The sequence below is a fragment of the Streptomyces sp. Y2F8-2 genome (assembly GCF_014905555.1).
GTDB lineage: Bacteria > Actinomycetota > Actinomycetes > Streptomycetales > Streptomycetaceae > Streptomyces > Streptomyces cynarae.
The window spans coordinates 1,052,156-1,069,013 of the sequence record NZ_BNGS01000001.1; the positions used below are offsets into that span (position 1 = coordinate 1,052,156).

Here is a 16,858-nt window from a genome sequence, read left to right on the forward strand (position 1 = left end):
CACTCGTGCAGTTGACGGACGAAAGCGGCAGAACGTACGGCAGAAATCCGTACGGCTGTGTCCGCTACGACGGCTTCCGGCAGCCCACTCCGCACGAGACGAACGCAGTGGTATTGAGAGACAGGGACCCGAACACATGAGCGGACACCGACGCCGACCGCCGCAGCGCACCATCGGCGGCAGCCGTGCCGCCGGTGACCGCGCCACGGGTCGCCGGGCCTCACCGTCCCAGGGGGCCCCTGGGACAGACGGGTCGCGCCGCGCCCGGAGAGCGGCGCCGCAGCGGAAACGGTGGATCGACTACCCGCGCGGGGGCAGGACGGGTCCGCGCCGCTGGCTGCCGTCGGTGCGTCAGCTGCTGGGGCTGTTCCTGTTCTGCTTCGGCGCCACGGTGGCGGCCGTCGGTTACGCCTACGCCACGGTCACGATCCCCGACCCCAATCCATCGACGCTGCTGCAGAACAACGTCTACTACTGGTCCGACGGCACCGTCCTGGCGACCGACGGCAGCGTCAACCGGCAGAACGTCACCCTCGCGCAGGTCCCCGCGGACGTGCAGTGGGACTTCATCGCCGCGGAGAACGCGTCCTTCTACACCGACCCGGGCATCGACCCGCAGGGCATCCTGCGCGCCGTCGTCCACATGGCCGAGGGCGGGTCCGTTCAGTCCGGATCGACGATCACGCAGCAGTTCGTCAAGAACACCTACCTCGATCAGTCGCAGACGCTCTCGCGCAAGGTCAAGGAACTGCTGATCTCTTCCAAGATCGGCGCGGTCATGAGCAAGCAGCAGATCCTCCAGGGGTATCTGAACACCTGTTTCTTCGGCCGTCAGGCCAACGGCGTCCAGGCCGCCGCCCGCATGTACTACGGCCTCCCGGTCGAGAAGCTCAACGCGAGCCAGGGAGCGTTCCTCGCGGCAGCGGTCAACGAGCCGAGCCTCTTCCAGTACGCCGACTCCGATCCCACGGCCAGGGCGCAGGCCAAGGCCCGCTGGTCCTGGGTGCTCGACCGGATGGTGGCGATCGGCAAGCTGACTCCGCAGCAGCGAGCCCGGTACTCGGCCGCCGGTTTCCCGGCGCCCAGGAAGTGGGCTCCCGGTTCGGGGTTCACCGGCCAGGTCGGCTACCTGGTCCAGCTGGCCAGGTCGTACATCCAGGCGCACGACCCGAACATCACCGAAAGCAGCCTGAGCCGGGGCGGTTACCAGATCCACACCACCTTCGACAGGAAGAAGACGGCGGAACTGTCCCGGGCCGTGGCGAAGGTACGCAAGGACCGCCTCGACCCCGCACACCGGTCGGTCGACCGGGACGTGCAGGTCGGAGCCGCCTCGGTGGATCCCAGGACCGGAAGGATCCTGGCCGTCTACGGCGGTGCCGGTTTCGACCAGGCCCACTACGCGGACAACGCCGACACCTCCGGCGTCCCGGTGGGCTCGACCTTCAAACCGGTCGTGCTGGCCGCCGCGCTCCAGTACGGAGCCGTCCTGCAACCCGGCAAGTTCCCTCAGCCGATCACCCCGGCCAGCAAGTTCGACGGCGACGACGGCATCCAGATCAAGGACCAGCAGGGCAACTACGTCACCGACGACAAGGACCCCACCGGGCTGCTCCACCAGCACAACGACACCGACCAGCGCTGGGGCTACATCTCCCTGCGCAAGGCGATGGAACAGTCCGTCAACACGCCGTACGTGCAGCTCGGGGAGGACGTCGGCTACGGGAACGTGGCGAGCACGGCGGAAGCCCTCGGGCTGCGCTCGAGTAGCCTCGCCGCCCCCAGCGCCGGCTTCTACATCGGCACCTCGACACCGAGCGCCATCCGGATGGCGGGTGTCTACGCGACCTTCGCCGCCGATGGGATGCGGGCCACCCCGTACTCGGTGACCCGGGTGACCCACAACGGCTCGCCGCTGACCGGCTTCACCGCACCCGCCCCCGTACGGGCCCTGCCGGCGGCGGTCGCCGACAACGTGACCGACGTGCTCCGGGGCGTCATCGCCCGGGGTACCGGCACCAAGGCGCAGGCGCTCGGCAGGACCGCTGCCGGCAAGACCGGAACCACCGACGACTACCGGTCGGCCTGGTTCATCGGCTACACCCCGCAACTCGCCACCTCCGTCGTCCTCTTCCGGGAGGATCCGAAGCACCCGCAGTTGCAGTCACTGGTCGGTGTCGGCGGCCTGCAGAAGGTGTTCGGCGGCGACATCCCCACCGAGATCTGGACCCGGTACATGCGCGACGCCCTCGCCGGCCTGCCCGACGCCTCCTTCCCCGCGCCGGCCCCACTCGGCCACGGCGCCGACGAGCTCGGCGCGCCGTCCCCCTCCCCCTCACCCTCCCGCAGCACGCCCCCTGTCAAGCGGGGCGGCAGCACCGGCAAGAAGACGACCGCCCCCCGGAACGCCCCGACGGCCAGCCCCGTCTGCCGCCATCGGAAGTGCCGTTGACCCGTCCTCCCGCTCGCAGGGTGGGAGGCCCCCGGGAAGGGCCGCCGCATCGTCGGCGGACGCCACGCCCTCGACGCCGAGCGGCGGCACGCGGCCGGCTGGGAGTACCGGGCGCTCGGCCGTCCCAGACCCTCTACCCGATCTGGCCGGCCGCCCACTCGGCCCAGTCGCGGCGCATGGCGTTGAACCGCAGGCCGTATTCCAGAACGATCCGGCCGTAGGTCGAGAGGTTGTCGTCGTCCCAGTCGATGGATTCGGCCAGGTGGCGCAGGCTCTCCTCCCCCTGGGCGGACATCTCCACCAGCTCCGTGAGGTAGGCCCGCGCCTGGCCGGGAGTCAGCACGCCCAGGAAGAACACCCGCAGCAGGATGTCGCTGCGGGTGTTCCGCTGCGGTGCGGTCTCGGTCAGCCAGTGCCGCAGCTCGGCCATCCCCTGCTCGGTGACGGCGTACTCCTTGCGGCCTCGCGGTCCCTCGGCGGCGACGCTGATCAGTCCGGCGTCCGCCAGCTTGGTCAGCTCGGTGTAGATCTGGCTCTGCGTCGCCGGCCAGACGGTGGCCAGCGAGGTGTCGAACAGCTTCAGCAGGTCATAGCCGCTGGCGGACCGCTCGGACAGAAGCCCCAGCAAGGCGTGTCGAAGGCTCATGCCCCCACCTTACCTTCCACTGTTGACATGTGACTACGGGAACCTCTAGCTTCGACATGTCAGAAACGGAATGTCAGTGGAATATCGAGAATTTCGAAACGGGGAGCCACCATGTCCTATCTGCGCACCTTCCTCCCGTGGATCGTCTTCGCCGTGCTCCCGTCCGGCCAGTGGCAGTGGGCCGCGCCGGCCGCCCTGGTGGTCGCGGTGGCGGTGATCGTCCAGCAGCGCCGGGCCGGTGCCGGATTCGACGCCCTGATCATCGAGACGGGCTCGGCGGCCTTCTTCGCGGTCCTGGCCGTGATCGCCTTCGCCGACCCGCACTCGGCTGTGCACGACTACTCGGCGGCCGCGTCGTCCGGCACGCTGGCGGTCATCGCCGGGGTTTCGCTCGCCATCGGCAAACCCTTCACTCTGGGCATCGCCAAGCGCACCACACCTCGCGAGCTGTGGGGGCTGAAGCCCTTCATCCGGACCAACGTCGTCATCACCGCCGTGTGGACCGCCGCCTTCGCCGTGACCGCCGTCCTGCTCGCCGTCGTCGCGCACGCCGGGAACGCCCACTCCACCCCGGCCACCCTCATCCAGGTCGCCGGGTTCGTGGTCCCGATGGTGTTCACGGTCCGCTACGTCGCCGCCGTCCAGGCCAGGGCCGGCGCCGCGTGAAACGGATCGGTCGGCCGGCCCTGACCGGCCGGCCCCGGAGGCTACCTCTGGACCCAAAGACAGAAGGGGTGCCCCGCCGGGTCGTACAGGACGCGCACGTCGTCCTGGGGCTGGAAGTCCGCCACCGTGGCGCCGAGGGCCCGGGCGTGCTCGACGGCTGTGGGGAGATCGTTCACCTCGATGTCCAGGTGCATCATCATCTGCTGGTCGGACGGGGTGGAGGGCCAGCACGGGCGTGTGTAGGACGGCTCTGTCTGGAACGACAGGCCGGCTGTGTCGTCGGGTGGCGCGATCTCGACCCAGCCGGGTTCCTCCTTCCGCACCGGCCAGCCGAGCAGGTCCCGGTAGAACCGGGCGAGTTCGTGCGCGTTCGGTGCGTCGAGGGTGGTCGCGGACAGCGTGAAACGCGGTCGGGGCTTCATACGGTACTGGTGCCCCGTTTCCGCGCCAGGAGGCCGTCCGTGCGCCCCAAGCGGGCCGTGGTGCCGTCACTTGGGCGCTCTGGGCCGTGGGCCTGAGTATTCCTACTCAGGCCCACGGCCGCCTTTCACAGGAGTCTGTAGGCATGGACACGCCCTACACAGAGCCCAGGCCCATCGTGCCGCGCGTATCCGGAGCGGCTGTCACCGGCGCGGTATTGGCCTACGGTGCCTGCCGCTTCTTCTCCTGGGTCAGGCACTACAGCAAGCAGGCCTGCGAGACGACGGACGTCCTCTGCATCACCTGGTGGGATCTCGCCGTCGTCCCCCTCACCTTCGCGACAGCGCTGATCACTCTGATCGTCGTCTACAAGCAGCTGGGCATCAGGCCACGGCTCGCGGTCCTCCCGCCGACGATCGTGCTGGCGCCCCTGCCCCTCTCCGCCGCTCAGACGAGCGCCGGCGGGTGGGCCGCCACCGTCACGGGCGGGGCGTGGGCGTGCTTCCTCGCGCTTGCCGCGTGGAGCCGCTACAGAATCCTGGGCCTCTCCGTCGCAGCCGCACTCCTCCTCGGATCGCTTGTGGTGCTGTACGGCTGACCCGGCCTCGCCGCGGCGATCGAAAGCACCCCCAGGTCCTGACGGGTCTCACCGCGCCGACCGATCCGCCCTTCGCCAGGCGACCGTTACGGCCAGAGCACGCAAGCCCCGTGCGGAGGGTGAGCCCGGGTCCGCCGTGATCAGCAAGGGCGATCGGCGCTCGGCCGCCTCAGGCGTCGTGTGAGGGTCGGCAGGCGCCGCTACGGCGGAACAGGGCCGCCCAGAGGAACGGTTCGCCGAAGTGCGGGGAATCCGGTGCCTCGTCGTGCATGCGGCGCAGCTCGATCTCCTCCAGGTCGCAGAAGATCCGGCGCAGGGACTCCGGAGTGTAGGCCAGACCGCCCTTGAGGCCCTCCCCGCGGTAGAAGTCGATGTCGTCGAGTTCGGAGCCCATCGCACCGGCCGCGAAGCACGTGAGGACGAGGTGGCCGCCGGGGGCCAGGGCCCGCTGCAGGAGGGCGAGGTAGCTGATGCGGCGGTGCGGCGGCAGGTGGTGGAAGCAGCCGGAGTCGTAGATCAGGTCGTAGGGGCCGCGCAGTTCGGTGTCCGCGAGGGTGAACGCGTCGCCGCAGAGGAACCTGACCTCGACTCCCTCCTTCTGGGCGCGCTCCTCGGCCCAGGCGACGGCCGTCGGGGACAGGTCGACGGCGTCCACCTCGAAGCCGGCGGTGGCGAGGTGGAGGGCGTTGCGGCCGGGACCGCAGCCCAGGTCGAGGGCGCGGCCCGGGGTGAGCAGGCCGCGTTCGAGATAGGAGACGAGGTTTTCGTCCGGCTTGGCCACGAAGAACGGCACGGGCTTGGAACGGTCGGCGTAGAAGCCGTCCCACCAGGAGGCCGCGCCTGCCGTCCAACGGTCGGCCGCGGGCGCGAACAAGGCGTCCAGAAGCTTGAGTACGTCGTCGACCGTGCGGATGCCGCGGTCCATCCGGTCCCCCTTTCCCGTGCGGCGATCCTAGGGCGGGTCAGCGCTCTTACACAGGTGGGACGTTGGGGGCCGGATGCCCTGGCCGGACTTGTGCGAGGCGCCGGTGAGGAGGGGAAGGGCAGATGTCGGCGGTCGGGGTGGAGCGCCGCACATGACCGGCTCAACGACCGCCACGGGGGCGTTTCCAGCCTCGCCGAGCCGGGTTTCTCACGGAGTCGGGAACGCTGCCGGACACTGCCGCCGAGTTTCCTTGTGGAGTTACGCGTCCTCTTCGCCGTTGAGGCGCCGGAGCAGGCCGAGCAGCGCCTCCCGGTCCGCGTCCGACAGCACGGCGAAGCACCCGGCCAGTACCTCGTCGGCGACCTTGCCTCCCTTCGCCAGGACCTGTTCGCCGACGGGTGTCAGGTGGTGCTCGATGCGGCGGCCGCGGCCCGGGCGGCGCTCGATCAGGCTCTGGGTGGCCAGGCGGGTCGCGAGCGTGCCGAAGGCCTGTTCGGTCTGGAAGGTCGCCGCGGCCAGTTCCCGGGCCGACGCCCCGGGAGAGCGGCCGATCGCCCGCAGGGCGTCCCACTGGGCGAGCGTCGTCCCGACGGCCGCGAGGGCGCTGTCGAGCGCTCGGTGCTGCCGGTACTGGGCTTGTTTGACCGCCCTGCCGAGGGCTTGCAGGTCACCGTGCGTGGAGTGCATGGAAGAAGTCTACGCGCTGACTAAGCTAGCTTAAATAAGCATCCTTAGTTAGTGTGGCGGGCATGCAGACGGACACCACAGCGGTCGTTCACGACGGCCTGACCCTCACCTTGTCGGAAGCCGGCCACGGCAGGCCGGTCCTGATCCTGCACGGCGGCGGAGGGCCGGCCACGGTCGCGGGCCTCGCCGAGCGCCTCTCCCGGGTGGCGCACACCCTCACGCCCGTGCACCCCGGTTGGGACGGCACCAACCGCCCCGGCCGGCTCACCGGCGTCGACGACCTGGCCCTCGCCTATCTGCACCTGCTGGGCGACCGGGCGCTGGACGACGTCCTCGTCGTCGGATCGTCGCTCGGCGGCTGGATCGCCGCGGAGATGGCCGTGCGCGACACCGCCGGGATCATCAGCAGCCTCGTCCTGATCGACGCCGTCGGCGTGCACATCGAGAACGAGCCGATGACCGACTTCTTCGCCCTCGACGCCCGCGGCGTCGCCGAGCACTCCTGGCACGACCCGGACCGCCACTACGTCGACCCGGCCGGCATCCCGTCCGACCAACTCGCCGTCCGGAAGGGCCAACATGGCCACTCTGCGCACCCTGGCCGGCGACCCCTACATGCACGACCCCGAACTGCTGCGCCGGTTGGGCCGCGTCCGGGTTCCCGCCCTCCTGCTCTGGGGCGAGAGCGACCGCATCGTCACCCCCGCCTACGGCGCCGCGTACGCCGCGGCCTTCGGCGACGGCCGGCTCGAGGTCATCCCGGAGGCGGGCCACCTGCCGCAGATCGAACAGCCGGACGCCACCTTCGCGCACATCGCCGCCCACATGGAGGGGCGGGGCGCCGCTCGTCGCGTACGAGTGGCACCCGCCCCTCCGGGCTGCGCCTCCGGGCGTCAGCCGAACATGCCCGGCCGGTAGTCCCCCGCCGGCTGCCGGACGATGACGTTCAGACGGTTGTAGGCGTTGATCAGGGCGATCAGGGACACCAGGGCCGCGAGCTGTTCCTCGTCGTAGTACTTGGCCGCGTTCTCCCACGCCTCGTCAGTGACGCCGCCGGCCGCGTCCGCGATGCGGGTGCCCTGCTCGGTCAGCTCCAGGGCGGCGCGCTCCGCGTCGGTGAAGACCGTGGCCTCCCGCCAGGCGGCGATCAGGTTGAGGCGGACGGAGGTCTCCCCGGCGTGGGCGGCGTCCTTGGTGTGCATGTCGGTGCAGAAGCCGCAGCCGTTGATCTGGCTGGCGCGGATCTTCACCAGTTCCTGGGTGGCGGCCGGGAGCGCCGAGTCCGACACGACCTTGCCCGCGGAGTTGATGTGGCGCAGGAACTTGGCCGCGATCGGGCCGCCGAAGAGGTTGAGACGGGCGTCCATGGTGATCTCCCCTACCTTGCCGTGTCGATGGTTACGCAGCAAGGACGGGACGACCCGGTGCGGATGTGACACGCGGACGGGCGGGAATGGTGTGATGCGCGTCACCCGCCGGTCTTCAGGGCGCGCTGATGGCCGCGTGCAGGCGTTCCGGCTGGTCAGCGCGGTTTCGACACGACGGCGGGGTGGCGGGCGGGCGCGTCGGGAGGAGGTGGTTGCCGCCGCGGGGCGAGGAGCCGGCCGCCCGGGGGCGCCGGTCCTCGCTCCGTGGTCAGGGAGTCGATCTCATCTACGACGGCGGCGGTGCGGTGTCACACCGCCGGAGCCAGCTCAGCCTTTCCGAACAGGAGCGCGTACCCGGAGGGGAGCTGGCGGAGCAGACGAGTCGTCAGGTCGTCGCCCACCAGGGCGGGCAGCGTGCTGAGGACCGCACTGACGTCCCAGCGTGCCGTCGCCGGTGTGGCGCCCTCGATACGGGTCGCCACCGCGTCCACGAACTCGGGCGCCGTCAGCGGCCGTGTCACCGGGATCTGCGACGCGATCAGACGTGCCGCTTCCTCGGGGAGGCGGCGGGCCAGTTCCACGCGCTCGTCGCCGATCACATGTCCGCCGAGGGCGGAGAGCACGATTCGGGTGATGCGCTCGGCCTCCTTGGTGGTCGTGTACTGGCCGGACTCCTGCACCGCGTCGACCAGCCGGGACCAGTCGGGCCGGGTCGTCGCCTCCACCGCGCTCGGCGGGTCCACCATGATCGCCGTATCGATCGCGCCCATCGTCGCCGCTCCGGTCGCCGCCGCCGCTCTCGTCGTGGTCGTACTCATCGTGCGGGTACTCCTCCGTTTCGCTTCCCCACCCGGTCCCCTCCCGGGTACCCGATTGTCGACGCCCGTCCCGTGGGTGTTTTCGGACACGGGACGGGCGCTTTCTTGCCGGCGGACGGTCAGCTGCTGAGCTGCTTGCGCTTGTCGCCGCCCGTGATCTGGATGCGGCGGGGCTTGGCCTCTTCGGCGACGGGGATGCGGAGAGTGAGGACGCCGGCGTCGTACGAGGCGTCGATGCGCTCCGTGTCCAGGGTGTCGCCCAGGAACAGCTGGCGGGTGAAGGTTCCGGTGGGGCGCTCGGCCACGACCATGTCGGCGCCTTCGGGGGCCGCGGAGCGACGCTCGGCGCGGACGTTGAGGACGTGGCGTTCGACGTCCAGGTCGATCGACTCGGGGTCGACGCCGGGGAGGTCGAAGTGGACGACGAGTTCGTCACCGGAACGGTAGGCGTCCATCTGCATCGCCGCGGGGCGGGCGGTGGTGCCGAAGACCTGCTGCGTGAGCCGGTCGAGCTCGCGGAACGGGTCGGTGCGCATGAGCATCACAGGTCACTCCCTTCGTGAGGCACTGCTGTGCGATGCCCTTTACGACTTCTTATATAGCGCGGAGGCAGAAAGTTGACAAGCTCCGACTCAAGTTGCTGGGAGGGCAGTGTTTGCGCAGGTCATGACGGGGGTGCGGGGTCGGGGGTGACCGCGCGTGCGGGAGCGCGGTTGCGGCGCGCCGGGCGCGCACCCCGCGCCGTGGCGCGTCCGCGCGCGGGGCTAGCCTCGACAACCGAAGGTTCCCACAGCTCTGGTCGCCGCGAGCGGGCTCGTCGGCGGGTACGGGGTCGCCCGCTGGACCAGGAAGCGGCAGTTGGGCGGGGCCGTGCTGGCCGTCGCGGGCGCCGCGGCCGCGCAGCAGTGGCGGCGGCAGGCCGGGGGTGTGGCGGCCGGGGCGCTGACCGCCGCATACGTCGCCGCGTTCGCCGGGTCGCACCCGCTGGCCAAGAAGGTGGGGGCGTGGCCGTCGGTGTTCGGGGTGGCCGGAGCCGTCGCGCTGGCGTCCTGGGCCGTGGCCGACCGGCGCGGCTAGGAGAGGCCGACGGGCCCGCTCGGCTCGGCTGAAAGGCACTGTTCCGCGCAGCCGCCCTGATCCGGAGGACAGGCCCTGGCCAAGTCCCGGACCTTCCCGAAGGACAGGCCCTGGCCAAGCCCCGACCTCACAAGGGGTTCGTGAGCGTGAGCTCCTCCCCTTCCTTCGCCCACTCCCCCCGGAACGCCCGCGCCACCCCCGCCGCGACCAGTACCCCGGCCGCGATCAGCAGCGTGAAGAAACCCCAGGCCAGGGGCCACAGGGAGGCGTCCGGGCCCGGGTGGGCGCGAAGGGAGACGTGCATCAGCGTGGCGGGGGGTGCCGCCACGAGCAGCAGGGGCCAGCCGAGGCCGTCCCAGTGGCCGAAGTAGGCCGCGAGGAGCAGCAGGGTCAGCGCGAGGGACAGGACGCCGACGACCGTCACGGGCGTCGTCTCCTCGGTGACCCCGGCGGCCGTGGCGCGGTTGCGCAGGTCCCACGGGAGGCACAGGAGGTACGCCCCGGCCGCGAGCGCGGCGCCGAGCAGGCGGATCAGCCAGCGCTCGGGCCAGGGGCGCGCTCGCATGGGGCGGAACAGCTTCTCGGTCATACGTACGAGGGTGGCCGCGGAGCGGCGGGGTCGGGAGAGTACGGATACTCAGATCCTCACCGCTGCGCGGCCACCGGGGCCGCCTCTTACGGCGTCGCCTGTGCGGCCCCTTACGGCGTCGCCTGCGCCCCTCGCGTCGTCGTCGCCGCCGTCAGCGGCCGGGCGATGTCCTCCAGCGAGCGCCGTTCCGCGCGTACCGCGAGCAGGGCCGCGACCAGGCCCGCCGCGCACATCACGGCCGCGCCGATCTGGAAGGCGAGGACCGTGTCGGCGACCTTGCCGGTGCCGGTGAGGTCCGCGAACAGGATCGGGCCGCTGACACCGCCGGCCGCGGTGCCGATCGCGTAGAAGAAGGCGATGGACATGGCCCTGGTCTCCATCGGGAACACCTCGGAGACGGTCAGGTAGGCGCTGGAGGCGCCCGCCGAGGCGAAGAACAGCACCGCGCACCAGCAGGCCGTCAGCGTGCCCGCCCCCAGCGAGCCCTGGCCGAACAGCCACGCCGTGCCGAACAGCAGTACGCCGGAGATCAGGTACGTCGAGGAGATCATCACCCGGCGGCCGACCGTGTCGAACAGCTTGCCGAGCAGCAGCGGGCCCATGAAGTTGCCGATCGCGATGACGGCGAAGTAGTAGCCGGTGTGGTCGGCGGGCACGTCGAAGAACTTGGTCAGGATCGCGCCGAAGCCGAACGTGATCGCGTTGTAGAGGAACGCCTGGCCGATGAAGAGGGAGAAGCCCAGCACGGAGCGCCTGCGGTAGTCGCGGAAGACCGTGCGGGCGATGACGCCGAAGCCGATGCTCTCGCGCTGGTGGATGGTGATCGTGCCCTCGGGCTCCGGAAGCCGCTCCCCCCGCTCCTCCTCGATCCGCTGTTCGATGCCGGAGACCACCTGTTCCGCTTCCTGTTCCCGGCCGTGGATCAGCAGCCAGCGCGGGCTCTCGGGGACGTGCCGCCGTACCAGCAGGATGACCAGGCCGAGGACGACGCCGAGGGCGAAGGTCAGCCGCCAGCCCACGTCCTTGGGCAAAATAGCGGTGTTCAGGGCGACGATCGAGAGCAGCGCGCCGCCGACCGCTCCCACCCAGAAGCTGCCGTTGATGATCAGGTCGACCCGGCCGCGGTACTGCGCCGGGATCAGTTCGTCGATCGCGGAGTTGATGGCCGCGTACTCACCGCCGATGCCGAAGCCGGTCAGGAAGCGGAAGAGGAAGAACCACCAGGAGTTGAAGGACACCGCGGTCAGGGCGGTGGCGCCGAGATAGACCGCGAGAGTGATCATGAAGAGCTTCTTGCGGCCGAACCGGTCGGTCAGTCGGCCCCAGAACAGGGCTCCTGAGCAGGCGCCCGCCACATACAGGGCGGCCGCCAGACCGGTGACCTGGCTCGAGCTGATCGCGAGGCCGCTGCCGGGCTCGGACAGACGGCTGGCGATGTTGCCGACGACCGTGACCTCCAGGCCGTCGAGGATCCACACCGTGCCCAGGCCGATCACGATCGTCCAGTGCCAGCGTGACCAGGGCAGACGGTCGAGACGGGCGGGTATGGCGGTGGTGACCGTGCCAGGGCGTGGCGCGGTGATCGACATGGCTCCCTCCTCACGGGCGCCGGGGGTGACGCCGCATGCGCCCCGGGTTCCCGCGCCGGCGCCGGTTACGCCCCCAGCGCCCGCGACACCGTGTAGATCAGCAGCCCGGCGAGCGAGCCCACCACCGTGCCGTTGATCCGGATGAACTGCAGGTCGCGGCCGATGTGCGCCTCGATCTTGCGGGTGGTGTGGCCGGCGTCCCAGCTCGCGACCGTGTCGGTGATCAGGGAGGTGATCTCCTTGCGGTAGGTGGTCACGACGTGCACCGCGGCGCCCTCCACCCAGGAGTTCACCTTGCCCTGCGTCCTCGGCTCGGTGGCCATGCGGGCGCCCAGGGACAGCAGCGAGGCACGTACCCGGAGCCGCAGTTCGCTGCGCTCGTCCTCCGCCGCCGAGACGATCATGGAGCGGACGGCCGTCCAGGCGGAGGCGATCAGGTCCTGCACCTCGCCGCGGCCCAGCACCTCGCCCTTGAGCCGCTCCACGCGTGCCCGGGTGTCGGTGTCGGACTGCAGGTCGGAGGCGAAGTCGGCGAGGAACCGGTCGAGGGCGCCGCGCGCCGGGTGCGTGGGCGCGTCCCGCATCTCGGTGACGAAGCGGAGCAGCTCCTTGTAGACCCGCTCGCCGACCTTCTTGTCCACGAAGCGGGGTGTCCAGCCGGGGGCGCCGCCCTGGACCGCGGCCATCACCTGGTCGTCGTGCAGGACGAGCCAGTCGTGGGCGCGGGCGCAGACCAGGTCGACGATCCGTCTGTGGCCGCCGTCCGCGACGACGCGCTCCAGCAGCTTGCCGAGCCCGGGCGCGATCTCCTGGGCGTCGGCGCGGCGGGTGATGGCCTCGCCCACCACCGCCTGCACGTCGGAGTCGCGCAGCACGGTCAGGGCACCGCGCAGGGCCGTGGCCAGCTCCGCCGTCACCCGGTCGGCGTGCTCCGGATCGGCGAGCCAGGCACCCAGACGGCTCGCTATGCCGACGGCGCGCAGCCGCTGCCGTACGACCTCCTGGGACAGGAAGTTCTCCCCGACGAACTCACCGAGGGAGACGCCGAGCTGGTCCTTCTTGTTCGGGATGATCGCCGTGTGCGGGATCGGCAGGCCGAGCGGGTGACGGAAGAGGGCCGTGACCGCGAACCAGTCGGCGAGCGCGCCGACCATGCCCGCCTCGGCGGCCGCCGCCACATAACCCGCCCAGGGCCCCGCGCCCGCGTTCTGCGCCCATCTGGCCAGCGCGTACACGACCGCGACGAGCAGCAGCAGCCCGGTCGCCGTGCCCTTCATCCGGCGCACGCCCCGGCGCTTCTCCTCGTCGGCCGGGCTGAAGGACGTCATCGCCCGGCCGGCGGCGACGCCCGGGCCGGACGGCTGCCGCACCGTCACCTCGTCGTCCGTCTTCGTCCGTTCCATCCACTCCACCCGTCCGCGTCCCCCGTACACATTGTCCCTTCCCGGCCGACTCATGGAACGGAACAGGAGTTCCCGACGTCTTGTCCGGAGAGGGAAGATTCGGGGGCTTTCCATGGTTACGTCGGGGGTTTCCCCAGGGGGCCGGCCCAGGGCCGCGCCGGTTCCCTTCCGCCCCATGACGCATCATGGGAATGATCAATACGGAGCCCGGGGCTCCGCTCGCCCTAGGAGACAACGCACCGCATGACCAGGAAACACGGTTATGCCCTGCTGGCGGCTGTCCTGACGATCGTTCTGGCCGTCTCGGCCGCCATATACACAGCCGTCGCGGCCGGTGACGGCAGCCGCCGCAGCACTCCGGCCGCCGGCCGGCCGACCCCGCCGAACGCCGCCGAACCCGCCTCCACCGGCATCTGGGTGGGCGCATGGGCGGCCTCGCCGTCCGGCGCCGAGCCCGGGACGCGGACGACGGGCATGGCGGGCAGGTCCGTCCGCAACGTCGTACACGTCGGCGTCGGCGGGACGAGTGCCCGCATCACGCTGTCCAATCTCTACGGCGGACAGCCGCTGAGCGTCACGCACGCCTCGATCGGCCTCGCCGCCACGGACGACACCGCCCGGGTGGCCGCCGGCACCATGCGCCGGCTCACCTTCGGCGGCCTCCCCTCGGTCGTCATCGCCCCCGGCGGACAGGTGGTCAGCGACGCCGTACGGATCGTCGTCCCGCGCGACGCGGACGTGCTGGTGACCACCTACTCCCCCACGCCGTCCGGCCCGGTCACCTACCACCGGCACGCCCGGCAGGTCTCCTACGCGGCCCAGGGCGACCGCACCGAGGACACCAGCGGCGCCCCCTTCACCGCCCCCACCCTCTCCTGGCGCTATCTGACCGCGCTCGACCTGCTCAGCAACGAGGCGACGGGCGCCGTCGTCGCGCTCGGCGACTCGATCACCGACGGCATCACCTCCACCGTGGGCGCCGACCGCCGCTGGACGGACGTGCTGTCCGAGCGGCTGCGCGAGGCGGCCGGATCGGGTGACGTGCCCCGCTACAGCGTGGTCAACGAGGGCATCAGCGGCAACGAGGTCCTGGTGAGCGGCGGAGGCCGGCCGGCCGACAACCCGAGCGGTCTGAGCCGCTTCGGCCGCGACGTGCTGGAGCGCACGAACGTCAAGGCCGTCGTCATCGACCTCGGCGTCAACGACATCATCCACAACCCCGGCCAGGCCGACCCGGACCGGATCACCGCGGGGCTGCGCACCCTCGTCCACGAGGCCCACGCACGCGGCCTGAAGGTCGTCGGCGCGACGCTGATGCCGTTCAAGGGCCACCGCGTCTACCGGGCCGACCGCGAGCAGGTGCGCCAGGCCGTCAACGCGCAGATCCGCTCCGGGACCGTGTTCGACGCGGTCGTCGACTTCGACCGGGCGCTGCGCGACCCCTACGACCCGCACCGCCTGCGCTCCGACTACGACTCGGGCGACCACCTCCACCCCAGCGACAAGGGGTTCCGGAGGATGGCGGAGGCCGTCGACCTGGCCTCGCTCAAGGGCGCCGCGCCCGCCGAGCTGTAACCCGGCTCACCGAGCCGCGATCCCGCTCACCAGCCGCCGTGACGGCGCCGGTCGCGCTCCTCGCGCCGCGCCTCACGGCGCTCGCGGTGCTCCTCCCGCCGCTCCTCGCGGCGTTCGCGTGTCCAGTCGCGGTGCTCCTCGAGCGCCTTGTGGACGTCGAGCAGGCGCTCCACGCCCTCACGGGGGGAGTCCTCCAGTTCCCGGCGACCGGCCTTGCGCTCCAGCTTCTCCTGGCGCCGCTGCTCCTTCAGCCGCTGCCGCTCGGCCTTGGTCAGCTTGCGCTCGACACCGACCCCGCCCCAGAACGCGAACCCGGTGATGACCACGCGCGGCGCGCCCGGCTCCCCCGGCACGCCCTCCTCACGGTGGTCGAAGCCGCCCATGATGCCGATGCCGCGCACGACCACCTCGACGCCGGGCGGCACGATGACGTTCATCCCGCCCATGATCGCGACGCAGTTGATCACGACCTCGCGGTCCGCGAAGTCCGCCTCCCTGAGGTCGATCTCACCGCCGCCCCAGAAGGCGAAGCAGTTGAACCGCCTGGGCACCCGCCAGCGGCCCTTGCGCTGGAACCCGGACATCACGGCGACCGCCCACGTGGACGACCCCTCGCCACCGGTGATCCGCTCGGACCAACGGCCGCTCTGCACGGGCTCCTTGGTCAGGGACACGGCCGGCGGCGTGACGCCCGCGGCCGGCAGGTCCCGGGTGATCGGCGCCAGTTCGCGGTACGTCCGCGCCTTGTACGTCGACTCCAGCCGCTCCTCGAACTCCTCCATGTCGAGACGGCCCTCCGCGAGGGCGTCCCTGAGGACCTCGGCGACTCGTTCGCGATCGGCGTCGGAGGCGCGCAGATCCGGATCCGGGACCGGGGTGTGCGGCGCCGGCCGCTGCTCGTCGCTTCCCCCGTGAGACACAGCGTCGGTCATGGGCGCCAGCCTACGAGTTCGCGGCGCCCCGGACCACGCCGCGGACCTCCCCGGCCGCGTGCACCTCCGTGCGCTACTCCGCGGGCACCTCCGTGCGCTCCTCCGCAGGCACCTCCGTGCGGTTCCCCGCAGGCACCTCCGAGGGCACCTCCGTGTGCTTCTCCGCGTACATCTTCGCGATCACCGCCTCGATGTCCGGCTCCCGCACCGACAGGTCCACCAGCGGATACTCCGCCGCGACCCGCGCCACCAGCGGCGCCGCCGACTGCGACGCCGGGAACGCGAGCCACTGCCGCGGCCCCTCCACCCGCACCACGCGCGCGGGCGGCGCCTGGATCGGCGGCAGCTCCCGCTCCAGGTCGACCACCAGGGTGCGTTCGCTGTCGCCGACCTCGTGCAGCCCGGCGAGCGGGCCGTCGTACATCAGGCGGCCGTGGTCGATGACCATCACGCGGGAGCACAACTGCTCGATGTCCTGGAGGTCGTGCGTGGTCAACAGCACCGTCGTACCGCGCTCGGTGTTCACCTCCCGCAGGAACTCCCGCACCTTCGCCTTGGAGATGACGTCCAGCCCGATCGTCGGCTCGTCCAGGTACAACACCTCGGGGTCGTGCAGCAGCGCCGCCGCGATGTCGCCGCGCATCCGCTGTCCCAGCGACAGCTGCCGCACCGGCACGTCCAACAGGGCGCCCAGCTCCAGCAGTTCGACCAGGCGGTCGAGGTTCTCGCGGTAACGGGCGTCCGGGATGCGGTACATGCGGTGCATCAGGTGGTAGGAGTCGATCAGCGGCAGGTCCCACCACAGGGTCGTACGCTGCCCGAACACCACGCCGATGCGCTGCGCGAGCCGGGTCCGTTCCCGTGAGGGGTCGATGCCGGCGACCCGCAGCCGGCCGCCGCTCGGGGTCAGGATCCCGGTCAGCATCTTGATCGTGGTGGACTTCCCGGCGCCGTTCGGCCCGATGTAGCCGACCATCTCGCCGCGCGCCACGGTGAAGGAGATCGAGTCCACGGCCCGCACCTGCCGCCGCTCGCTCTTCAGGAACCCGGTCCTCTTGCGCACGTCGAAGACCTTCTCGACGCGGTCGAGTTCGATGAAGCCGCCGCTCATGAA

General features: G+C 71.2%; 17 protein-coding genes and 1 pseudogene. 6 read left to right on the plus strand and 12 right to left on the minus strand.

Features of this window, described 5'->3' with window-relative positions:
- Positions 1-136 precede the first annotated feature (136 nt).
- A complete protein-coding gene (locus tag SY2F82_RS04740) occupies positions 137-2,452 on the plus strand; it encodes a transglycosylase domain-containing protein (protein ID WP_200417621.1) in 2,316 nt (771 codons plus the stop codon).
- Positions 2,453-2,585: 133 nt separating this feature from the next.
- On the opposite strand, the gene SY2F82_RS04745 is transcribed toward SY2F82_RS04740, so the two are convergent.
- Positions 2,586-3,098, minus strand: a complete 513-nt coding sequence (locus SY2F82_RS04745) for a PadR family transcriptional regulator (protein ID WP_200417622.1) — start codon at positions 3,096-3,098, stop codon at positions 2,586-2,588.
- Positions 3,099-3,209: 111 nt separating this feature from the next.
- Here SY2F82_RS04745 and SY2F82_RS04750 point away from each other — a divergent pair, with 111 nt between their 5' ends.
- Positions 3,210-3,764 carry a hypothetical protein gene (locus SY2F82_RS04750; protein WP_200417623.1) on the plus strand — a complete coding sequence of 185 codons (555 nt, stop codon included), beginning with the start codon at positions 3,210-3,212 and terminating at the stop codon, positions 3,762-3,764.
- A gap of 41 nt (positions 3,765-3,805) precedes the next feature.
- On the opposite strand, the gene SY2F82_RS04755 is transcribed toward SY2F82_RS04750, so the two are convergent.
- Positions 3,806-4,186 (minus strand): VOC family protein, encoded by a 381-nt coding sequence (locus SY2F82_RS04755; RefSeq protein ID WP_200417624.1) that lies wholly within the window; start codon positions 4,184-4,186, stop codon positions 3,806-3,808.
- A 143-nt stretch (positions 4,187-4,329) separates the two neighbouring features.
- Between SY2F82_RS04755 and SY2F82_RS04760 the strand changes: the two genes are divergently transcribed.
- Positions 4,330-4,782: a hypothetical protein gene (locus tag SY2F82_RS04760; protein ID WP_200417625.1), complete on the plus strand. Its 453-nt coding sequence runs from the start codon at positions 4,330-4,332 to the stop codon at positions 4,780-4,782.
- Positions 4,783-4,951: 169 nt separating this feature from the next.
- On the opposite strand, the gene SY2F82_RS04765 is transcribed toward SY2F82_RS04760, so the two are convergent.
- A complete protein-coding gene (locus SY2F82_RS04765; protein WP_200417626.1) occupies positions 4,952-5,707 on the minus strand; it encodes a class I SAM-dependent methyltransferase in 756 nt (251 codons plus the stop codon).
- A gap of 258 nt (positions 5,708-5,965) precedes the next feature.
- Positions 5,966-6,394, minus strand: a complete 429-nt coding sequence (locus SY2F82_RS04770; protein WP_200417627.1) for a MarR family winged helix-turn-helix transcriptional regulator — start codon at positions 6,392-6,394, stop codon at positions 5,966-5,968.
- A gap of 62 nt (positions 6,395-6,456) precedes the next feature.
- Between SY2F82_RS04770 and SY2F82_RS04775 the strand changes: the two are divergent.
- Positions 6,457-7,312: pseudogene (locus SY2F82_RS04775) on the plus strand (alpha/beta fold hydrolase).
- On the opposite strand, the gene SY2F82_RS04780 reads toward SY2F82_RS04775, so the two are convergent.
- From SY2F82_RS04780 to SY2F82_RS04790, 3 genes are all read right to left on the minus strand, one after another.
- Positions 7,288-7,761 (minus strand): carboxymuconolactone decarboxylase family protein, encoded by a 474-nt coding sequence (locus SY2F82_RS04780; RefSeq protein ID WP_200417628.1) that lies wholly within the window; start codon positions 7,759-7,761, stop codon positions 7,288-7,290. The pseudogene SY2F82_RS04775 and the gene SY2F82_RS04780 overlap by 25 nt on opposite strands.
- A gap of 308 nt (positions 7,762-8,069) precedes the next feature.
- Positions 8,070-8,507: a DUF2267 domain-containing protein gene (locus SY2F82_RS04785; protein ID WP_236041184.1), complete on the minus strand. Its 438-nt coding sequence runs from the start codon at positions 8,505-8,507 to the stop codon at positions 8,070-8,072.
- A gap of 191 nt (positions 8,508-8,698) precedes the next feature.
- Positions 8,699-9,121: an Hsp20/alpha crystallin family protein gene (locus SY2F82_RS04790; protein WP_200417629.1), complete on the minus strand. Its 423-nt coding sequence runs from the start codon at positions 9,119-9,121 to the stop codon at positions 8,699-8,701.
- 253 nt (positions 9,122-9,374) lie between these two features.
- Between SY2F82_RS04790 and SY2F82_RS04795 the strand changes: the two genes are divergently transcribed.
- The gene (locus SY2F82_RS04795; protein ID WP_200417813.1) at positions 9,375-9,656 is read left to right on the plus strand and encodes a hypothetical protein; all 282 of its coding nucleotides are present in this window, start codon (positions 9,375-9,377) and stop codon (positions 9,654-9,656) included.
- Between the two features lie 127 nt (positions 9,657-9,783).
- On the opposite strand, the gene SY2F82_RS04800 is transcribed toward SY2F82_RS04795, so the two are convergent.
- The 3 genes from SY2F82_RS04800 to SY2F82_RS04810 form a co-directional block, all read right to left on the minus strand.
- A complete protein-coding gene (locus SY2F82_RS04800) occupies positions 9,784-10,245 on the minus strand; it encodes a hypothetical protein (RefSeq protein WP_200417630.1) in 462 nt (153 codons plus the stop codon).
- A 110-nt stretch (positions 10,246-10,355) separates the two neighbouring features.
- Positions 10,356-11,834, minus strand: coding sequence for an MFS transporter (locus tag SY2F82_RS04805; RefSeq protein WP_200417631.1), 1,479 nt, complete (start codon positions 11,832-11,834; stop codon positions 10,356-10,358).
- 65 nt (positions 11,835-11,899) lie between these two features.
- Positions 11,900-13,237 carry a DUF445 domain-containing protein gene (locus tag SY2F82_RS04810; protein WP_236041132.1) on the minus strand — a complete coding sequence of 446 codons (1,338 nt, stop codon included), beginning with the start codon at positions 13,235-13,237 and terminating at the stop codon, positions 11,900-11,902.
- 243 nt (positions 13,238-13,480) lie between these two features.
- On the opposite strand from SY2F82_RS04810, the gene SY2F82_RS04815 reads away from it, so the two are divergent.
- The gene (locus SY2F82_RS04815) at positions 13,481-14,812 is read left to right on the plus strand and encodes an SGNH/GDSL hydrolase family protein (RefSeq protein ID WP_200417633.1); all 1,332 of its coding nucleotides are present in this window, start codon (positions 13,481-13,483) and stop codon (positions 14,810-14,812) included.
- Positions 14,813-14,838: 26 nt separating this feature from the next.
- On the opposite strand, the gene SY2F82_RS04820 is transcribed toward SY2F82_RS04815, so the two are convergent.
- Both SY2F82_RS04820 and SY2F82_RS04825 read right to left on the minus strand, forming a co-directional pair.
- Positions 14,839-15,744 carry a DUF1707 domain-containing protein gene (locus SY2F82_RS04820; RefSeq protein WP_200417634.1) on the minus strand — a complete coding sequence of 302 codons (906 nt, stop codon included), beginning with the start codon at positions 15,742-15,744 and terminating at the stop codon, positions 14,839-14,841.
- 73 nt (positions 15,745-15,817) lie between these two features.
- Positions 15,818-16,855 (minus strand): ATP-binding cassette domain-containing protein, encoded by a 1,038-nt coding sequence (locus SY2F82_RS04825; RefSeq protein WP_236041142.1) that lies wholly within the window; start codon positions 16,853-16,855, stop codon positions 15,818-15,820.
- Positions 16,856-16,858: the final 3 nt, after the last annotated feature.